The following is a 19,599-nucleotide window of genomic DNA, read 5'->3' as shown; positions in this document are numbered from 1 at the left end:
GAGTTAACCGTTTAATAAATAAATTCCGTAAATATACGATACTCAATAGATAAATTAAAACTTAGGAGGTCATTTGACATGGCAAAAGTAATTGGTATTGACTTAGGTACAACAAACTCTGTAGTCTCTGTAATGGAAGGCGGCGAAGCTGTTGTTGTTACAAATCAGGAAGGCTCCCGTTTGACTCCTTCCGTTGTTGGTTTCGCAAAAAATGGTGAACGTTTAGTTGGTCAGTTGGCAAAACGTCAGGCAGTTTCCAATCCTGAACGTACAATTTCTTCCATTAAACGTCACATGGGTACTGACTACAAAGTAAAAATTGACGACAAAGAATACACACCACAAGAAATCTCCGCAATGATTCTTCAAAAATTGAAGGCAGACGCTGAAGCTTACTTAGGTGAAAAAGTATCCCAGGCAGTTATCACTGTACCTGCTTACTTCACTGACAGCCAACGTCAGGCTACTAAAGATGCGGGCGCTATTGCAGGCCTTGATGTACTTCGTATTATCAACGAACCTACAGCAGCAGCACTTGCTTACGGTGTAGATAAAGACGAAGAAGGCAAAGTATTGGTATTCGACCTTGGCGGCGGTACATTCGACGTGTCCATCCTTGAATTGGGCGACGGCGTTTTCGAAGTAAAAGCAACTAGCGGTAACAACCACTTGGGCGGCGACGACTTCGACCAACGCGTTATGAACTGGTTAATCGAAGAATTCAAAAAAGATACAGGCATTGACTTGTCTCAAGATAAAATGGCTGATCAACGCTTAAAAGAAGCTGCTGAAAAAGCTAAAATCGAATTGTCCGGCGTAATGAGCACAAACATTAACTTGCCATTCATTACAGCTGACGCTACCGGTCCTAAACACTTGGATCTTACTTTAACTCGTGCAAAATTCGAAGAATTGACTCACGACTTGGTAGAAGCTACTATCGAACCAACTCGTAAAGCATTGGCTGACTCCGGTCTCAGTGTAAACGAAATCGATAAAATCTTGTTGGTAGGCGGTTCTTCCCGTATTCCTGCAGTTCAGGAAGCTATCAAACGCGTACTTGGTAAAGAACCTACTAAGAACGTAAACCCTGACGAATGTGTAGCCGTAGGTGCTGCTATTCAGGGCGGTGTACTTGTTGGTGAAGTTAAAGACGTATTACTTCTCGACGTAACTCCATTGTCCTTGGGTATCGAAACTTTGGGCGGCGTATTCACTCGCATTATCGACCGCAACACTACAATCCCTACATCCAAGAGCCAGGTATTCTCCACAGCTGCTGATAACCAACCATCTGTAGACATCCATGTATTACAAGGTGAACGTGATTTCGCAGCAGACAACAAAACATTGGGTCGTTTTGAATTGACCGGTATCCCTGCAGCTCCACGCGGAGTACCTAAAATCGAAGTTACATTCAACATCGATGCTAACGGTATCGTAAATGTAAAAGCTAAAGACTTGGGTACAGGTAAAGAACAGGCTATTACAATTACTTCTTCCGGCGGATTGCAACAGGATGAAATCGACCGCATGGTAAAAGAAGCGGAAGCTCATGCTGCAGAAGATAAAGCTAAGAAAGAAGAAATCGAAGTTAAAAACAATGCGGACTCCTTGGTTTACCAGGCTGAAAAAGCAGTAAAAGACTTTGAAGGCAAAGCTGATGCATCTACACTTGAACAAGTTAAGACTGCAAAAGACGCTTTGAAAGCTGCTATTGAATCCGGCAACGTAGAAGATATTAAAGCTAAGAGCGAAGAATTAACTAAACCTTTATATGAATTGTCCACTAAGATGTATGAACAAGCTCAGGCTGCAAGCCAGGCCGGTGCTCAAGGCGGTGCACAACAACAGGGCGCACAGCAGGGTCAGGACGACGTAGTTGACGCTGAATACACTGAAGTAAAAGACGATCAGAATAAATAAGAGGGTAAGGTTAGATAATGGCAAAGGATTATTATGACGTCCTTGGGGTCAGCAAAGATGCGTCCCAAGACGAGATAAAGAAGGCCTTTCGTAAAAAGGCACGACAATACCATCCAGACGTAAACCGCGATAATCCCAAAGAAGCAGAAGAAAAATTTAAAGAAGCTAATGAAGCCTATGAAGTCTTATCCAATGAGACAAAACGTGCTCAATATGATCAGTACGGTCATGACGCCTTCACTCAGGGTGGAGGCGCCGGGGCCGGCGGTTTCGGTGGAGCCGGTGGCTTTGACTTCAGCGGTTTTGGCGGTCAGGCCGGTGGCTTTGGCGATATTTTCGATATGTTCTTTGGCGGCGGCGGTCGTCAGCGCAGTGGCCCGCAAAAGGGTGATGATTTACAACAGGAAGTGGAAATCAGCTTTAGTGATGCCGCTTTCGGTAAAACTATAAAGATTGTTGTTAATCGTCATGAAGAATGTGATCACTGCCACGGCACCGGCGGTGAACCGGGCAGCAAAGTGGAAACTTGTCCGCGCTGTCACGGATCCGGTCAGGAAACAGTGGTACAGAACACCCCATTCGGTCAGATGCGTTCGTCCCGTACATGTTCTATATGTCACGGTACAGGCAAGAAGATTGAAAAAGAATGTAAAAAATGTCATGGTAGCGGTCAAACTGTGGTTAACCGTCAACTTGAAGTTCGAATTCCTCCGGGAGTAGATAGCGGTAATCGCGTTCGCGTTGCTAATGAAGGTGAACCGGGCATTAACGGCGGTCCACGAGGCGACTTGTACTTATACGTTTATGTGCGTCCAAGTAATGAGTTCGAGCGTCAGGGCTATGAAGTTATCAGCTCGGCCAATATTTCCTTTGCACAGGCTGCATTGGGCTGCACAATCCGAGTGAATACGCTGGACGGCCAAATGGATCTTAAGATTCCTGCAGGCACGCAGAGCGGCACCGTATTCCGCATTAAGGGCAAGGGCATTCCGTACCAACGAAACCCTAAACAAAGAGGGGATCATCATGTACGCGTAATTGTAAATACGCCTAAGAAATTGACTGATAAACAGAAACAGTTACTCATTGAGTTTGCCAAGGAAGGTAATGAAGATGTGAGTCAGTTAAATCAGGACAAAGGCTTTTTGAAGAACATGGGTGAAAAGCTGAAGGAAACTTTCCAGTTTAAATTGTTTGACAAATTGTCATTAAACTCATAGTATTAGATAAGTACAAAGTAATGACTGTAGTGCGTGCTTATTTAGTACGTACAATATAGATTGTATTTCACAATGAGGTACTTATATGGAATGGATAGAAATATCCGTTGCAGTGAAAAGAGTAGTCATCGACGAGGTGACTACTCTTTTTGACAATTTCAGCAGCAACGGAATCATTGAAGAAGATTTACCGGATCAGCCGGACTTGGTAAAATTGACAATTTACGGCGATATGAGTAAACCGGCGCAGCAATGGGCTGACGAGGTGGAGGCCTTATTGAAAGAAGGTCACGTAGATTACTCGGATCTGGAAACAAAGACTGTTACTGATACGGACTGGTATAACAGTTGGCAGCAGTATATTGAGCCGACGGAGATTTTACCGCATATTATTATTCGCCCCGCCTGGAAAGAGTATACGCCGGCGGCGGGAGATAAGATTATTACGATTGACTCCGAACTGTCCTTTGGTACCGGTGCTCATGAAACGACCAGAGCCTGTGCGGAGCTTATGGCAACCTATGGAAAAGGTCGTAAAACGTGCCTGGATATCGGCACGGGAACCGGAATTTTGCTGCTGGTAGCATATGAACTGGGTTTAACGAACTTGGTGGGTATCGATATTGACGCTGACGCTGTGGCACAGGCGGAAGCAAACTGTAAACTGAACAATGTAAATGCCACTTTGATTTGCGGCGATTTAGATAAGGACTTTGATGGCAAAGCTGATTTAATCTTGGCTAACTTGACCGTAGACCCTTTAAAAATGCTCTTGCCGGCTATAAGCAAGAAATTGGATGCGAATGGTATCTTGATTATCAGCGGCATCATCGACGAGCGCTACGAGGAAATTATGCCGTTTATTCAGGCCCATTGGAAGATTGAGACTGAATTGGTGAAGGGCAGCTGGCATACATTGGCCTTAACGCCACGTGTAGAGTAATAGATTGATTATTCAATTCGAATAAATTAGATTTAATCCTCAAGTCATGATATACTAAAGAGTACATCATTTACACAATACATTGGATTGCTTAGAGAGGTATATTCATGAAAAAAATTTTTATAGATGTTCCGTTAACGGACGAAATAGTTTTGCCTGCTGATACGACGCATCATTTATTGAATGTATTTCGTCATAAAATGAGCAAACCGATCTTGGTAGGCGGCAGTGACGGCCGTACGGCCACGTATGAACTGATCGACGTTGTGGATGGACAGGCGCGAGCCCGTATACTCCAGGATGGTGTCGTACAGGACGATGAAGTGGAGATTGTACTGGTGCAGGGCTTTTTAAAAGCGGATAAACTGGAACTGGTGCTACAGAAAGCTACGGAATTGAATGTACACACAGTGTATGCAACGAATATGAAAAATTGCGTGGCCCAATATAAAGATAGCAAGCTGCCACAGAAGATAAGCCGCTGGCAGAAAATTATAAAAGAAGCGGCCCAGCAGTGCGGGCGTGCTAAATTGCCGGAGCTGGAAGCGGAATTGTCCATCAATGAAATCATTGAACGTGAGACAAATCCAAATACCTTATTATTGGTAGCCTATGAAAATGAACAGAGCCGCACGTTGAAAGAGGCTCTTCAAGATAATAATGGCGAAACCATTGAACGGGTTGTTATTTTCATCGGTCCTGAAGGCGGTTTGACGCCGACGGAAGTGGCTGAGTATGAAGCGGCCGGTGTGAAGTCGGTTACCTTGGGTAACACTATTTTGCGGGCTGAGACGGCAGCTATCGGCGCTGTGAGCATGTTGCAGTACGAGCTGAATATGTAAGATTAAAACATTGAATTAATATCTGTAAAGGGTTTTACAGTTTATATAAAATAGTGAGGAGCGAAGTAAAATCTCATGAAAACAGTAGCATTTACAACCTTGGGCTGTCGTGTGAATCAGTATGACACAGACGCCATGCGAGGTTTATTTATAGATAGCGGCTATACGCCGGTGGATTTTGACGAGAAAGCGGACATTTACGTAATCAATACCTGTTCTGTAACGAATATGGGGGAACGTAAGTCCCGTCAGTTGATCCGTAAAGCAAAGCGCACAAATGAAGATGCGTATATTATTGTTACGGGCTGTTACGCCCAGTTGGCACCGGACGCTATTGCGGCTATTGAAGGTGTTAACCTGGTAATCGGTACGAACAATCGAAACAAAGTAGTGGAGCTGGTTGAACAGCTTGAATCTACGGAAAAGCAAATCAATATTGTGCGTAATATTATGGAGCAGTCCACCTTTGAAGAAATGCCTTTATACGGTGATGAAATCGACAAAGCCCGCGCATTTATGAAGATTCAGGAAGGTTGTAACAACTACTGTACGTTCTGTATCATTCCTTACACTCGCGGCAAATTGAAATCCCGCCGTGTAGATGACATTTTGGAAGAAGCGAAACGCCTTGTGGCTCACGGTTACAAGGAGATTGTACTTACGGGGATTCACTTGGGCAACTACGGTGTGGAATTGCCTGATAAGCCGAACTTGGCCCATGTTGTTAAAGCTTTGTTGACTATTGACGGTTTACAACGTATTCGCCTCGGTTCCATCGAGTCCGTCGAAGTGTCCGATGAACTGATTGACCTCATGGCGAATGAACCGCGATTCTGTACACATTTACACTTGCCGCTACAGGCCGGTTCCGACCACATTTTAAAATTGATGAACCGCCACTACAAGCTGCAGGATTTTAAAGATTTGGTAGCAATGTTGCGTAATCGCATTCCGGGCTTGGCTATTACTACCGATATTATTGCAGGCTTCCCGGGGGAAACTGACGAAGATTTCGATGAAACTATGAATACAGTAAAAGAAATCGGATTCACTCATATTCATGCCTTCCCGTATTCCATTCGTGAAGGTACGCCGGCGGCGACTATGGAAAATCAGGTGCCGGAAGCGGTGAAGAAGACCCGTGTAGCCTTGTTGAATAGTTTAGGACAGCAGGGATTGACCAATTTCGCCAACACCTTAATCGGCAAAAAAGCGGAGATCCTGGTGGAACGAGAAGTGGACGGATACTATGTGGGCTTTACGAATGAATACATTCACGGTAAAATAAAAAAAGAAGATGCGGATTATCCTATAGGCAGTATTATTGGAGGAACCGTGAAAGAATTTGACGGTGAGTCGCTGATTATTGAATAGTCGGCGCGGTGTAGAGGAAGAAGGTATACCCATGAGTGATTGTATTTTCTGTAAAATTATTGCCGGTGAAATTCCATGTAAGAAAATTTTAGAAAACGATAAGTTTCTGGCATTTCACGACATCAATCCTGTAACAAAAGTACATGCATTGATTATTCCTAAAAACCACGTAGCCAATATTGCGCATTTAACAGAAGCTAATGCGGACTATGTAGAAGGCTTATTGCCTTTCGTACGCGATGTGGCCAAGGAATTAGGCATTTCGAAAGACGGTTACCGCCTTGTATTAAACACAGGTGAAAAGGCAGGTCAAACTGTATTCCATCTACATGCTCATTTATTGGGCGGCCAGGAACTTGGCTGGCCTGAAGCATAAGTGACTCGTTGTAAGGTATTATAGTTTATGGCATTCTATAGGGGCTTTATCAACATTTACTTGTGAGATAAAGCCCTGTTTATGAGCACAGGCGCCTAACTTTGTACTAAATATTTCATACAATTTTCTATGTTTGTTTTCACATATTATTTCACGTAGTATGTCAATAAGAAATTGAAATAAGTCCTATGATTTAATAAGATATTTTCTATAAGAATCTTATATAAACGGGGCCGGAAATATTGACAAAGAAAAGCGCAAATATTATAATATCTTTATGTGCGTATAGTAAATACCTGCACTTCCATAGTATATTTTGGAGGGAGGGATATAGATGTCTGAAATTAAAGTCGGTAAAAATGAAACGCTTGAAAGCGCTCTTCGTCGCTTTAAACGCTCCTGCCAAAAAGCGGGTGTTTTGTCTGAAGTAAGAAAACGCGAACACTACGAAAAACCAAGCGTAAAAAGAAAGAAAAAATCTGAAGCAGCACGTAAGCGCAAATTCAGAGCATAAGATTTATCTTGGAGGGAATTGGCATGTCCTTAAAAGAACAGCTTAAAGCGGATATGAAAGAAGCAATGAAGGCTCGTGAAGCCGGGAAGCTTGCTTTATCGGTTATCCGAATGGTTAACAGTGCTATCAAAAATACGGAAATTGACGAAAAGCGTGAGCTTAACGATACAGATATATTAGGAATTTTGGCCAAAGAAATGAAAATGCGTCAAGATTCATTAGCTGAATTTGTTAAAGGTCATCGTGATGATCTCGTTGAACAAACTAAGGCTGAAATGGATGTACTGAAAAAGTATATGCCTGAACAGCTTAAGGAAGAAGAAATTCGTACTATTGTAGTTAATGCAATCAGCTCACTCACAGCACCTGTGAAAATGGGTGATGTAATGGGCAAGGTGATGCCCGAAACTCGCGGCAGAGCCGATGGCAAACTAGTAAATACAATTGTCCGTGAAGAAATAGCTAAAGTTAATGGTTAATCTGTTGACATATGCTATCGAGTATGGTAACATACACCTAAAATAATAATCGGTCAATGAAGACCTATACCTTGTTAGATTTAACAAGGTATAGGTCTTTTTGTTTTATAGGAGGCTATATTATGAACAACGATTTAATTTACTACATTCCCGCAGGTCAGTATGGTAAAGAGGGTGTGCTCGCTTTATTGGAGCAGCATCCGGAAATTAAGTTTGTATCCTTGGTAGGCGTGGATCTTGCCGGTAACGATACAGACGAAAAAATTCCTGTTTCCGTGTTCTTTGATGACTATGAATCATTCTTCGAAGGTCGTGCCGTACAAACTGACGGTTCTTCCGTTGTACTTACTAATATTGCAACCTTGAACAATGCTCGAGTTGACATCTGGGCCGATCCGAGCGTTAACTGGTTCGTGGACTACAACGAAGAAAACATCGACAAAGCGACAGGTCGTCCTACCGGTACTCTTCGCATTCCGGCATTCTTGAATCACAATGACCGCTATGTTGATTCCCGTTCCATTTTAAAAGACACTCTTACATTCGTTAAAAGCGAATTGTTAACATTATTAAAAGAATACAAAGTGGCCGATATGGACCATGTAAATTTCGATGATGTAGCAGACCTTGTATTTACAACCGCTACTGAATTGGAATTCTGGGTTAAAACACCATCTCAGGTTGTAAGTACTAAGGAATTGTCCACATCTCAGAAATTGCAGGAACAGTACTGGCAGCGTACACATGGCGCCGTAAGAACCGCCATGGAAGAAGCTGTACTTCGCCTCAATGATTACGGTTTACATGCTGAAATGGGTCACAAAGAAGTGGGCGGCGTTAAAGGTAAAATCGACGATGAAGGCCATATGGACCATGTATTGGAACAGTTGGAAATCGACTGGAAATACACCGGCAATCCATTGCAGACTGCTGACAACGAATTACAGGCTCGCATTATCGTGCGTGAAGTATTCCGTAAATACGGTTTGGATGTAACCTTCCAGGCAAAACCTATTATCGGTGTTGCCGGTTCCGGTGAACATACTCACTTCGGTTTAATGGCTAAATTGAAGAGCGGTAAAATGGTTAACTTGTTCTCCCCGGCTGATATGCGCAAAGCTGCATTAAGCTCCATCGGCCTTGGCGCTATTATGGGTCTTTTGAAGAACTATGAAGTTATCAATCCGTTCATTACGTCTACAACAGACTCCTTGAACCGCTTAAAACCTGGTTTCGAAGCACCAATTTGTATCGTAACTTCCTTCGGTAAAGATCCAAGCGTTCCAAGCCGTAACCGTACTATCCTTTGCGGTTTAATTCGCGATATTGACAATCCGATGGCTACACGTTTCGAACTTCGTTCGCCAAACCCTTACACTAACACTTACACAGCTATCGCGTTGATTTACTCCGCCGTACTTGACGGTCTTCGCTATGTAATTAAATCCGGCAAATCTTATGAAGCATTGTTGGCTGAAATCTCCAAAGCTCCTGAAGATGCTGCTGATTACTTAGAACAGGGTCGTGCATATCGTTCTGAAAAAGACGTATTTGAAGATTATACACCGGAAGAACGCGACTCCATGTTCGGTGTACCGCCTGCTACTGTTTGGGAAAACATCTTGGGCTATAAGAACAACCCTGAAAAAGTGGATGCTTTGGCCGGTGCCGGTGCATTTGCGAAAGATTTGATGGATTCCTTCATCGCCGGTATTCAGAAACGCTGGACTTTGGAATTGGTAAACCGCATTGTACCTGCTAACTTGGGCACAATCCGCGCTATGCGTGCAGCTCACGAAACTAATTCCTTCGACGATGCTCGCTGGGAAGAAGTTAACCGTCTTCGCGTATACCTTGCAAAAGACAGTGTAACTGAAAAATCCTTGTTCACACGTATTATCGAAGCGGTTAACAGCGGTGACTTCGATACAGCCTCCAAATTGCAGGTGGAAATGAACGAAAAAATGCTTGAATTGGAAGCTAAGTACTTCGAATACAGCCGCAATTTAATCTAATAGAGTGTATCTATATCGCATAGAATTATCTATAGTTTAAAACGCTTATAATAGAGTTTAAAAAAGCCATAATAGAGTTTTAAAATCTATAATAGAGAGAGTAAGGCATTTGCTTATATACGGCTCGAAATGAAAATTTCGGGCCGTATTTTTATGTACCATAGTGCTTTGTGTTTGCATACTAAGCGGCAAATAGCGTACAATAATATGGAGTATTGGGTTCATGAATTTATTACAAAGGAAGCGGGAAAAGGAGACCTGCTTCCACGTAATTGTAGTAACAGGAGGACAGAAATGAACCAATTTGATGTAACCACACAATCGAATATAGTGTTAGAACCGTTGACTTTACAGCCGTCGAAACCGGCCGGTATTGCGTTGACTATTGCAGGTACCGATCCATCGGGCGGAGCCGGTGTTATGGCGGATTTGAAGTCCTTTCAATCCCGTCAGGTATATGGCATGGCGGTGATTACCAGTGTAGTGGCACAGAATACATTAGGTGTTAAAGCGATTCAGAACGTAGACTTAAGCATGTTGGAAGCGCAGTTGGCCTGTGTGTATGACGATATTGCCCCAACTGCAGTAAAGACCGGTATGATTCCAAACGTGGACATGATGCGCATTATCCGCAAATATGTGGATGGTTCCGTGCCTTACGTTATGGATCCTGTTATGGTTGCGACCAGCGGTGACTATCTCATCGACGTAGACGCTCGCGATAAATTTAAGTCTGAACTTATGCCGGTAGCCACCTTGGTGACACCGAACTTATCGGAAGCGGAATTTCTCGTAGGTTTTTCCATTGAATCGGAAGAGCAACTGTTTAAAGCGGCTCATATCATTTTAAATGAAATGGGTCCAAAATCCGTTATTATTAAAGGTGGTCATTTCGGTGATGCCGCTAAAGACTATCTTTTCATAAAAGGAAAAGAACCGATCACGTACGAAAGTGTCAAATTGGATACGAAACACACACATGGCACAGGCTGTACGTTCTCCGCTGTAATTACGGCAGAGTTAAGTAAAGGAAAATCATTGGAAGAAGCGGTATATACAGGCAAACTGTTTATCGCTAAAGCCATCGCCACCAATCCTTCGCTGGGTCACGGACATGGTCCGGTGAATCACATGGCCTTTCAAGGAGAGTTAGAAGCATGAAATTAGTACAACATACACAATATTTAGAGGTATTGCGTGCCCGCAAGCCCCTCGTTATTTGCCTCACAAATGATGTAGTTAAAAACTTTACGGCCAACGGTTTATTAGCACTGGGGGCATCTCCGGTTATGAGTGGCTGCATTGAAGACTTGAAGGATTTAATGCCTTTCGCCGATGCATTGCTCATCAACAACGGGACTATCACACCGCAGCAGGCCGAATTTTATAAAGAAGCGGCCAAATTGGCAAACTTGCATCATGTACCAATCGTGCTCGATCCGGTAGCATGTGGTGCCGGTGCTTTTAGAAAATCGGTGGCATTAGAACTCTTAACGGAATGTAAAATCTCCATTTTGCGCGGTAATGCCGGTGAAATTGCCGCTTTGGTAGATGAAAAAATAGATACAAAAGGTGTGGACAGCCTCAGCGCGGATCATCCGGGAGCATTGGCTCGAAAAGCGGCTATTCAATACGATACAGTAGTTATTGCTACCGGTGCCACCGACGGAGTTGCCTGCGCTAACGGTTATGTGGAAGTGCGCAACGGCTCGTCATTGATGCCACAGGTAGTGGGGACCGGCTGTTTATTGGGTGCCGTAGTGGCGGCTTTTGCAGGGCTTGCTGTAAAATGTGACGAACTTACAGGCTCTGATGCCCATATATGCGACAATGCCTTGTTCGTAGGTGCACAAAAGGCTTTATCGGCGTACAACATTGCCGGAGAAATGGCAGAAACGGCCGCTCTTGGCAAAGGTCCCGGCACATACGCCGTAGAATTTTTGAACGCTCTCGATAAAATTACTGATGAAATTGTTAATACACATACTCGTTTTATCAGTACGGAAGCTCATAATCCGTTCCATGATAATGAAGAAATCGGCAAAAGCCTGTCCGTGTATTTCATCTGCGGAACGCAGGACTTCGGCGGCGATGTGAAACAGGCCCTTCAGACCATTGAAGAGGCCTTAAAGTCCGGCGTTACCATGTTCCAATTGCGTGAAAAAGGTGAGGGCTCTTTAACCGGTGAGGTGAAGGCTCAATTCGCCAAACATGTGCAGGCCTTATGTAAACAATATAAGGTACCATTTATCGTGAACGATGACATGGATTTGGCGGAAGCACTCGATGCGGACGGTGTGCATATCGGTCAGGATGATGACCCGATTGAAGAAGTGCGTGAGCGTTTCGGCAAGAAAATTATCGGCTTGTCCATCCATAATTTGGACGAGTATATGATATCCAATGTGCGCTTGGCCGACTATATCGGTGTAGGTCCGATTCATGGCACGCAGTCGAAAGCGGATGCAAAAGGGGCTGTAGGCTATGAAGGAGTGGCGAAGATTCGTCAATTTGACCGTTCGGTTCCTATCGTGGCCATCGGTGGCATTACCGCTGCCGACGTGGCGCCGTTAAAAGCAGCCGGAGCTAACGGTGTATCTGTTATTTCGGCGATTACCAAGGCATCTGATGTGGCAAAAGCTGTGGATGAGCTGAAATAAGATATTTTTTAGATGAAAATGATTTTTATATTACTTTTTATCATATGTTTAAATTGATTAAAAGATGTATAAAAATAAGACCTTATTTAAAAAAATAAATATTAAATCATGATGAAATCAGCGATTTTGATTGATTTCAGTGCATTAGCTATTAATTATTGATATAAACATAAATAAATCAAATATGTTATACTTAGCATCAGTGTATGACGTAATTGAATGTAAAAAGACTGTAAGCTACAGGTGATATCCTGCGCTTACAGTCTTTGTGTTTATCTATGTATACGAAGTTTTGAGGTTGCTTTGAGATTACTTTGAAGTTATTTTGAGGTTACCGTCGAAGCGCTGACCGTCAATGACTAATGAATCTGTATACTGCCATAGGTAAGGGTCCTTAAAATCACATTGACTGTTATATTGAGCGCACCATTTAGGGCAGTGGAGCTGATCTCCATGAAGATGGTGAGTCCACCAGTCGTAGTTGGCGTACACACCGGTGTGGTAATAACCGTCTCGCCACAACGCATTAACAAAGGTGCTGCATATATTGGTCAGCTTTTGCTTATAGTGCGGATTTACTTCCTCGTCTAACGGGAAAAAACGCTCTTTATATAAATCGGCGTCTTCCATGTCGTACCAGACTCCCATAGCCAACTTAGAAGGCCCCAGATACAATGACTGCAAGGTGTGAATAACAAATTCCGCCTCATTGCGGGCATCCGCCTCCGAAAGGGCATAGGAGTAGAGGTAAACGCCTATGGGGATTTGGTGCATTATAGCGGATGTAATATTTTCTTCAAACAGACTGTCTTGATGCCAATTGCCATAGCCCAGCCGTATGATTACAAATTCCTGGCCCGCTGATCGTAAGTGCTCCCAAGGGATGGAGCCGTTGTGTTCGCTAATATCGATGCCATACATACTTAGATTCCTCCTTCTGTCATGTAAACATATAAAGCAGTGAGGGCACGGTTTTTATGTTTGTGCACAGCTTGGCGGCTAATATTAAGCGTGCGGCCTATTTCTTCCAAGGTACGGTGCTTGAAATAATAGTCATGTAGCAGCTGCTGTTGTAAAGGCATCAATCTTGAAAAGGCCTTACACAACAGGTCTTTATTCTGCCGGGTCATATAAACAGACTCCGCAGCAGGGGCCGGGGTTAGTACATCTTCCAGACTCAGGCCGGCAGTGGCTGTGGATCCGGTTTCATTGTTTGAAGTGGTCCCATCAAGTCCGGTAATTTCCTGTTGCCAACGGTTACGCCATTTTTTAAATACATTATATTGGCCGTAAGAAATGCGGCTTTTGACGAAGCCGGAAAATGGAACAGAACCATTGAGATCATATTCCTGTAAGGCTTTTAGAAAGATGATCCATAATTCGGACGCCATGTCATCGGCTTCACAGGCAATGGGCCTGGCGGAGGCGTACTTCGAAATAAGGGGCTTATAATTTCGGCACAGCTTGGTAATCGCGTCTTTATCACCTTGCTGAGCAGCCCAAATGATAGATTGGACGGGTTGTTCGTAAACTATACTGTTCATTGTCATAATGCATATCCTTTCTGTTTTATTGAAAGAATCGTATCGACCGTGTTGGTGTAGGTTGTATGTAAGAATACTTACATACATTTCGTGATTAGCACACAGTATAGGCAAATACTGTGCGGTAAAGTACAACAGATTACGTAATCTGTGTAACAGTATATCCATTTCTTGAAAAACAAGCAAATCTATCTAAAATTTGAAAATTTTCACCAAAATGTAAAATATAAATCGCCATGTAAGGGGGTGATGCGTATAGGTATTGAAGGGGACTTGGGGATTAAGAGGAAGAAATTAGATAAAGACTAGGTAGGTGATGCGTTAGGTTTTTGTTTTCTAGGAGGGTGTAATTTAGGAAAAGACTAGGAGGGTGATACAACAACTTTTATAACTGTCGTTACCAAGTTTATCGAAAAATCCGGTTAAAATTTTTAAATTCAAAGACAGGGACTTTATCCCTTATTGGTATGGGATATGAAATTTAAAGAAATTTATTGAAATGGTAACATAAAAAAAAAAGCTCCGGTGTTATGTGAACTAAGGAGCGTATACCCCGTTAGTGGGGGATAAAGCGTAAAAACGCCTTGAGAGTAGTGGTTGTTATAGTTGCTTTTTTAAAGAAACTATATCTTTGGTCTATTGGTATTTGGTCACAAAAAGGATACCTTAAATACTTAGTAAAATTCATTTATTATACAAAAAGAAAAGCAGTAGTAAGCATGTAATTCATATAGTGTAAACATTACGTTGCTTATTACTGTTTTTCCGGTATAGCAATCTGTATGAAAGGAGGAGGTATTCGTTAATTAATCTAATTATTTACGTTATCAATAATATTTAAGTAATATTTAATTCTCTGATTTAGTATATGAAGGAGATTTTATATGACTTTAAATATGAAATATAAATATCTCAAAAATAAACAGGAACTATTTAAACTGGATTATGATGGAGCGTATATTCTCCTGAACAATATTAGATTTTATACGGAAGTTCTTGAAGGGTTACTTATGGAAGGAAATTATCCTTCGGATTGTACCCATAAGTGCAGCGCATTGTTAAGACGTGTTAACGGTGAAATTGCAAGGGCTGTTCATAAGCGTCATTTGACAAGAACTATTTCTGATAAGGTAGGAAAGTTTCTCTCATATGTAGAGAGGATTACACAAAAATATCCATTACGTTGCCCCCAGGCTCGTAATGGTTATAGCATTCTTAAAATGATAAGTGCCGTCATTAATACGATGAAGGGCATATTAAGTCGTGAATATGGTTTTAATAACCGTGTTCATGGTGAGGCTAAAACCAGTCGTTATTATAGCTATAGGGAGCGGCCTCATATAGTGTCGATATTCGGTGGCATGGATTTCAATCATGAGTTTGTAAAGTATCACATGGAGCGTTTGGGAGATACGTGTAAAAGTGAACTTCCATATCGATTTAGGTATTGCTATGTGTATTCCATTGGTTTTCGCCGAGTTATGGTTAAACTGTATGACCGTTTGCAGTTAATACGGCCATTCATTGAAAATGAAGAGCTCGTAGAAGCTGTTAAAGAACGTATAGAACGATTCAATCGGATGGTAAGTGAATTGACGATTTTTACATCTCGAATCCGTGGTTATGGACGAATTCTATCGGATCAGATTATTTTTCACACTGAAGCTATACGCAGTAATACTGAAGATGTATGCCATATGTTAGAAGAGTTGGATTTGTATATTAAGCAATTAATTGCTGATGAGGGAAAGGTCACAGTTACTTGTAAAAGCAAAAAAATACGCCAATTGGCGCTTCAAGACCAGCTCACTCAGTATATGGCCGATTGCTTTGATTTATTAGAAATTCTAAAAGCAGGGGTCATGTTGGGTATTTTCCGAATTTGTGGAGGTAATATTGGATCAAATGGAGAGCTTACTATAGGGAAGGATCAGGGGATTAATATGATCAATGACCGGGAGCTGTTACATTCTTTGTTTCAAACCTCGAATTGAGTTTTGGCGAAGAGCTTTAGAAAATTTGAGATAATTTGAAAATCCGGAGCATCCGGAAGCGAAGATGCTTGGTTTGCTCCGGATTTTTAGAGAGAAACTGTAAATAGTTGGAGAAAAAAAATATAGTCAGGGAAAAGCACTAAATAATTAGGGAAAACAATAAATTTTTAAAGCAAAACAGTAAAACCTCAAATAAAAAACGATAATTTTTAGAGAAAAATAATAAAATTTTAAAAGATACATGAATGAAGAAACAGTGAAAAAATGAAATTTAGTGTTATAAAATGCGTATATACGTAATTGAATTGTACATTTTATGCGTAATAACAATTAATTAATAATGGATTTAATTAAATTAGGGATTACATGTTTCTTGGTTTATATAGTGGGTATTTTCTAAAATTTTACTATCAAAATAAATGATAAAATTAATATTTCTAATAGATATATTAAATTTTAATTAATATTCTATTGATTATTTATACAAGATTTTATTATAATATGAATTGTCAGTTTTTAGTTATATTATGAACTTTTGTTAATTGAATCTTAATTAAGAATAAGTATAATATATGACGATAAATGGGGGAAATGTTAAGGTGTTTGGTACTTTGGTTGTTGTGTGGTTAGGTTTTTGATGAGGAGAACGATAGATATATGAAATACCCCATTCCTTTGTCTGTTCAAATAATGTTGAAAGAAACTTCGCTGGATATAGTGGAGTGGTGCAGTGCTCGGAATGCTTATGTGGAAGTGAAAGATAATATACTTTGGGTAAGTGATGAAGAGTATTATGAATTCCTCAGAATTCATGAAAAGAAATTGTCCTCAATCATTATCGGCAACTTATGCAATATAGAAGCAACGCGCCGCTTCAATGCATTGGTATACTATACATTATGCGGTAAAAACGGCATTGACGGAATTAAGCGTTATATTAACTTTAAAAATAGAATCGGGCCGATTCGCATTCGTGCACGACAAACTGAAGATTCTATATACTTACAGTTTATTCATAAGGAATCAGAGGAAGTCTTAAGCAATCGCCTGTTACAATACGAAAAAGCTATGTTGCAAAATGTGCTCGCTCAAGGCGGCGGAAATAATGTGCCATGGGTTCTGCATAAACATAAAGGCGGCCATATTACCGTAGATAATGAAGTGGTATTCACGCTTAGTGATCTTCGTTTTCCGTTCTTGAAAGAGAATAATCATATGGCACAGCAGCTGTCTAAAAATACACAACCTTACCTCGATTCACTGATTGAAGAGGTACAGAGTTTTACAGAACTGATTATTATGGAACTTGTAGACGGCTTATCCAGAGGCGAATTCCATGTGATTCAGATAGCTAAACGACTTGATATGTCCGAACGTAATTTGCAGCGCCATCTGCATAATGAGATGGTTACGTTTAAACAAGTTTTGCAAGATGTACAACAAATGATGATTAAAGTGTATCTGGCCTTGGAATTGAGTAGTGAGGAAATTGCCTTTTTAGTAGGATTTGAAACATTGCGCGAATTCCTGGTGGCTTTCAAAGCCTGGTTCGGCATCGGCTTATCCACTTATAAAGAAGTACATAATATCTACTAGGATTCATTTGATAAAAAAAGTAATAATACATAACGAAAAGGAATGGAACGCCATAGCGCTCCGTTCCTTTTTTCTATATTAGAAATTTAGCCACTCGTAGTCACTTTTATTTATAAGTTGCTTGTAGTATGATAATAAGAGATGGAGTTAACTTTAATGTTTAGTTTTAATGTTTAGTTTTAATGTTTAGATTTAATGTGCAGTGTTAATGTTTAGTTTATATGGTTTTAGAATAATATGACGTATTTGCTCGTTTGTTATTTACTAGGAGGTTTGAGCAATGAAAAAAGCGTACGAAATTCTTAATAATCCATTTTTAAACAAAGGGACGGCTTTTACAGAAGAAGAACGTAAATTCTTCGGTCTGAAAGGTATCGTTCCACCTGTCGTTCAATCGCTTGATGAACAAGTTAAACAGGTATATGAAGAAGTAAGTGCTAAGGCTAATGACGTTGAGAAACGACATTTCCTCATGGAAATCTTCGGACGTAACCGCACCTTATTCTATAAAGTATTCAGCGAACATGTGGAAGAGTTTATGCCAATCGTATACGATCCATGTATTGCCGATACGATTCGTAATTTCAGCCATTACTATACAACGCCACAGAATGCGGCATATTTATCTATTGACGATCCTGAAGGCGTTGAAGAATCATTGCGCCATGCAGCAGGTAATCAGGACATTAACCTTATCGTAGTTACTGATGCGGAAGCTATCTTGGGTATTGGCGACTGGGGCCTCAACGGCGTAGGCATTTCCATCGGCAAGTTGATGGTATATACAGCCGGTGCCGGCATCGATCCTCGCAAAGTATTACCGGTTGTGCTGGATGTAGGGACAAACCGCAAGGAATTATTGGAAGATCCTTTATACTTGGGTAACAAACACGAACGCGTTACCGGCGATGCATACTACAGCTTTGTAGATAAATTCGTAAAAACAGCGGAAACCTTATTCTCTAATTTATACTTACATTTTGAAGACTTTGGCCGCAGCAATGCCGCTAATATTCTTAATGCCTATAAAGATACATATACCGTATTCAATGATGACATTGAAGGTACGGGGATTATTTCCTTGGCCGGCATTCTCGGGGGCTTGAAAATTTCCGGTCAATCCCTACATGATCAAGTATATATGTGCTTCGGCGCCGGTACAGCCGGTGCAGGCATTGCAAACCGCATTCTTCAGGAATTCATCGACCAGGGTATGGCGAAAGAAGAAGCTATGAAGCATTTCTACTTAGTAGATAAACAAGGCCTTCTTTTCGACGATATGACTGATTTAACACCGGAACAAAAGCCATTTGCAAGAAAACGCAGCGAATTTGCAAACAGCGATGAATTGACTACTTTGGAAGCTTGTGTAAAAGCCATTCATCCGACAATCTTAGTTGGTACGTCCACTGTAGGTGGTGCTTTCACAGAATCTATTGTAAAAGAAATGGCGGCTCATACAGAACGTCCTATTATCTTCCCGTTGAGTAATCCTACAGAATTGGCGGAAGCTACAGCGGAAGATTTAATTAAATGGACGGACGGTCGTGCCTTGGTAGCCACCGGTATTCCGGCTCAGCCTGTAACATACAATGGTGTAACCTATGATATCGGCCAGGCCAACAATGCGTTGATCTATCCGGGTCTCGGCTTGGGTGCTATTGCGGTAGGTGCTAAGTTATTGTCCGACCAGATGATTTCAAAAGCGGCTCATTCCTTGGGCGGTATCATTGATACCACTAAACCGGGTGCGGCTACAATTCCTCCTGTTTCCAAGTTGACTGAATTCTCTGAAACGATTGCCATTGCTGTAGGGGAAGAAGCGATTAAACAAAACTTGGCTACAGTGGACGGTACTGATGTGAAGGCATTGGTAACCGCTATCAAGTGGCAGCCTGAATATATAGACTTAATTGACTATGTACAGAAGAATGAAAATAAGGCGTAAATGAAGGTATAAACGCTTTACCTATAGGATTGATAGAAACTATTGATAAAGACAAATTAATTGGCAGAGGTTGCACTTTTTGCTAATTGAGAGTATAATCAATACAGAATTAGATTTACTTTTGAAAAAAATAAATTTAATTTTAACTAAATAAAGAGTAGTCTTTGA

16 protein-coding genes are annotated in these 19,599 nt (G+C 41.3%); 14 read left to right on the top strand and 2 right to left on the bottom strand.

The genetic code is table 11. The features are described from left to right. The first annotated feature begins 78 nt into the window (after positions 1 to 78). From dnaK to thiM, 11 genes are all read left to right on the top strand, one after another. Positions 79 to 1,926, top strand: a complete 1,848-nt coding sequence (gene dnaK, locus KHZ77_RS01410; protein ID WP_295194926.1) for a molecular chaperone DnaK — start codon at positions 79 to 81, stop codon at positions 1,924 to 1,926. A 17-nt stretch (positions 1,927 to 1,943) separates the two neighbouring features. After that, positions 1,944 to 3,146, top strand: a complete 1,203-nt coding sequence (gene dnaJ, locus KHZ77_RS01405) for a molecular chaperone DnaJ (protein WP_295194923.1) — start codon at positions 1,944 to 1,946, stop codon at positions 3,144 to 3,146. 85 nt (positions 3,147 to 3,231) lie between these two features. Beyond that, entirely contained in the window at positions 3,232 to 4,089 is an 858-nt protein-coding gene (locus tag KHZ77_RS01400) for a 50S ribosomal protein L11 methyltransferase (protein ID WP_295194921.1), read from the top strand. Positions 4,090 to 4,196: 107 nt separating this feature from the next. Beyond that, positions 4,197 to 4,931: an RsmE family RNA methyltransferase gene (locus tag KHZ77_RS01395; RefSeq protein WP_295194919.1), complete on the top strand. Its 735-nt coding sequence runs from the start codon at positions 4,197 to 4,199 to the stop codon at positions 4,929 to 4,931. A gap of 75 nt (positions 4,932 to 5,006) precedes the next feature. Then, the gene (mtaB, locus tag KHZ77_RS01390; protein ID WP_295194916.1) at positions 5,007 to 6,305 is read left to right on the top strand and encodes a tRNA (N(6)-L-threonylcarbamoyladenosine(37)-C(2))-methylthiotransferase MtaB; all 1,299 of its coding nucleotides are present in this window, start codon (positions 5,007 to 5,009) and stop codon (positions 6,303 to 6,305) included. A 31-nt stretch (positions 6,306 to 6,336) separates the two neighbouring features. Then, positions 6,337 to 6,681 carry a histidine triad nucleotide-binding protein gene (locus tag KHZ77_RS01385; protein ID WP_295194914.1) on the top strand — a complete coding sequence of 115 codons (345 nt, stop codon included), beginning with the start codon at positions 6,337 to 6,339 and terminating at the stop codon, positions 6,679 to 6,681. Positions 6,682 to 7,015: 334 nt separating this feature from the next. Continuing rightward, on the top strand, positions 7,016 to 7,195 hold the full coding sequence (gene rpsU, locus KHZ77_RS01380) for a 30S ribosomal protein S21 (RefSeq protein ID WP_004695751.1): 180 nt from the start codon (positions 7,016 to 7,018) through the stop codon (positions 7,193 to 7,195). 23 nt (positions 7,196 to 7,218) lie between these two features. Further along, complete coding sequence (locus KHZ77_RS01375; RefSeq protein ID WP_295194912.1) at positions 7,219 to 7,674, top strand: GatB/YqeY domain-containing protein; 456 nt, start codon at positions 7,219 to 7,221, stop codon at positions 7,672 to 7,674. Between the two features lie 122 nt (positions 7,675 to 7,796). Beyond that, positions 7,797 to 9,689 (top strand): glutamine synthetase, encoded by a 1,893-nt coding sequence (locus KHZ77_RS01370; protein ID WP_295194910.1) that lies wholly within the window; start codon positions 7,797 to 7,799, stop codon positions 9,687 to 9,689. Between the two features lie 294 nt (positions 9,690 to 9,983). Further along, positions 9,984 to 10,850, top strand: coding sequence for a bifunctional hydroxymethylpyrimidine kinase/phosphomethylpyrimidine kinase (gene thiD, locus KHZ77_RS01365; RefSeq protein ID WP_295194907.1), 867 nt, complete (start codon positions 9,984 to 9,986; stop codon positions 10,848 to 10,850). Further along, positions 10,847 to 12,349: a hydroxyethylthiazole kinase gene (gene thiM, locus KHZ77_RS01360; RefSeq protein ID WP_295194904.1), complete on the top strand. Its 1,503-nt coding sequence runs from the start codon at positions 10,847 to 10,849 to the stop codon at positions 12,347 to 12,349. Before thiD ends, thiM begins: the two co-directional genes overlap by 4 nt. 309 nt (positions 12,350 to 12,658) lie before the next feature. Here the strand turns inward: thiM and KHZ77_RS01355 are convergent, their stop codons facing one another. Then, complete coding sequence (locus KHZ77_RS01355; protein ID WP_295194902.1) at positions 12,659 to 13,270, bottom strand: GH25 family lysozyme; 612 nt, start codon at positions 13,268 to 13,270, stop codon at positions 12,659 to 12,661. Positions 13,271 to 13,272: 2 nt separating this feature from the next. Continuing rightward, the gene (locus KHZ77_RS01350; protein ID WP_295194900.1) at positions 13,273 to 13,899 is read right to left on the bottom strand and encodes a sigma-70 family RNA polymerase sigma factor; all 627 of its coding nucleotides are present in this window, start codon (positions 13,897 to 13,899) and stop codon (positions 13,273 to 13,275) included. Positions 13,900 to 14,777: 878 nt separating this feature from the next. Between KHZ77_RS01350 and KHZ77_RS01345 the strand changes: the two genes are divergently transcribed. The 3 genes from KHZ77_RS01345 to KHZ77_RS01335 all read left to right on the top strand — a co-directional run bounded on the left by KHZ77_RS01345 (position 14,778) and on the right by KHZ77_RS01335 (position 19,431). Then, positions 14,778 to 15,887, top strand: coding sequence for a hypothetical protein (locus tag KHZ77_RS01345; RefSeq protein ID WP_295194898.1), 1,110 nt, complete (start codon positions 14,778 to 14,780; stop codon positions 15,885 to 15,887). Between the two features lie 657 nt (positions 15,888 to 16,544). Then, a complete protein-coding gene (locus KHZ77_RS01340; RefSeq protein WP_295194896.1) occupies positions 16,545 to 17,483 on the top strand; it encodes a helix-turn-helix domain-containing protein in 939 nt (312 codons plus the stop codon). 280 nt (positions 17,484 to 17,763) lie between these two features. After that, a complete protein-coding gene (locus tag KHZ77_RS01335; RefSeq protein ID WP_295194894.1) occupies positions 17,764 to 19,431 on the top strand; it encodes a malolactic enzyme in 1,668 nt (555 codons plus the stop codon). Positions 19,432 to 19,599 lie beyond the last annotated feature (168 nt).

The organism is Veillonella sp. (genome assembly GCF_018364065.1).
Classification (GTDB): domain Bacteria; phylum Bacillota; class Negativicutes; order Veillonellales; family Veillonellaceae; genus Veillonella_A.
This window is presented reverse-complemented; position numbering and strand designations above follow the sequence as displayed.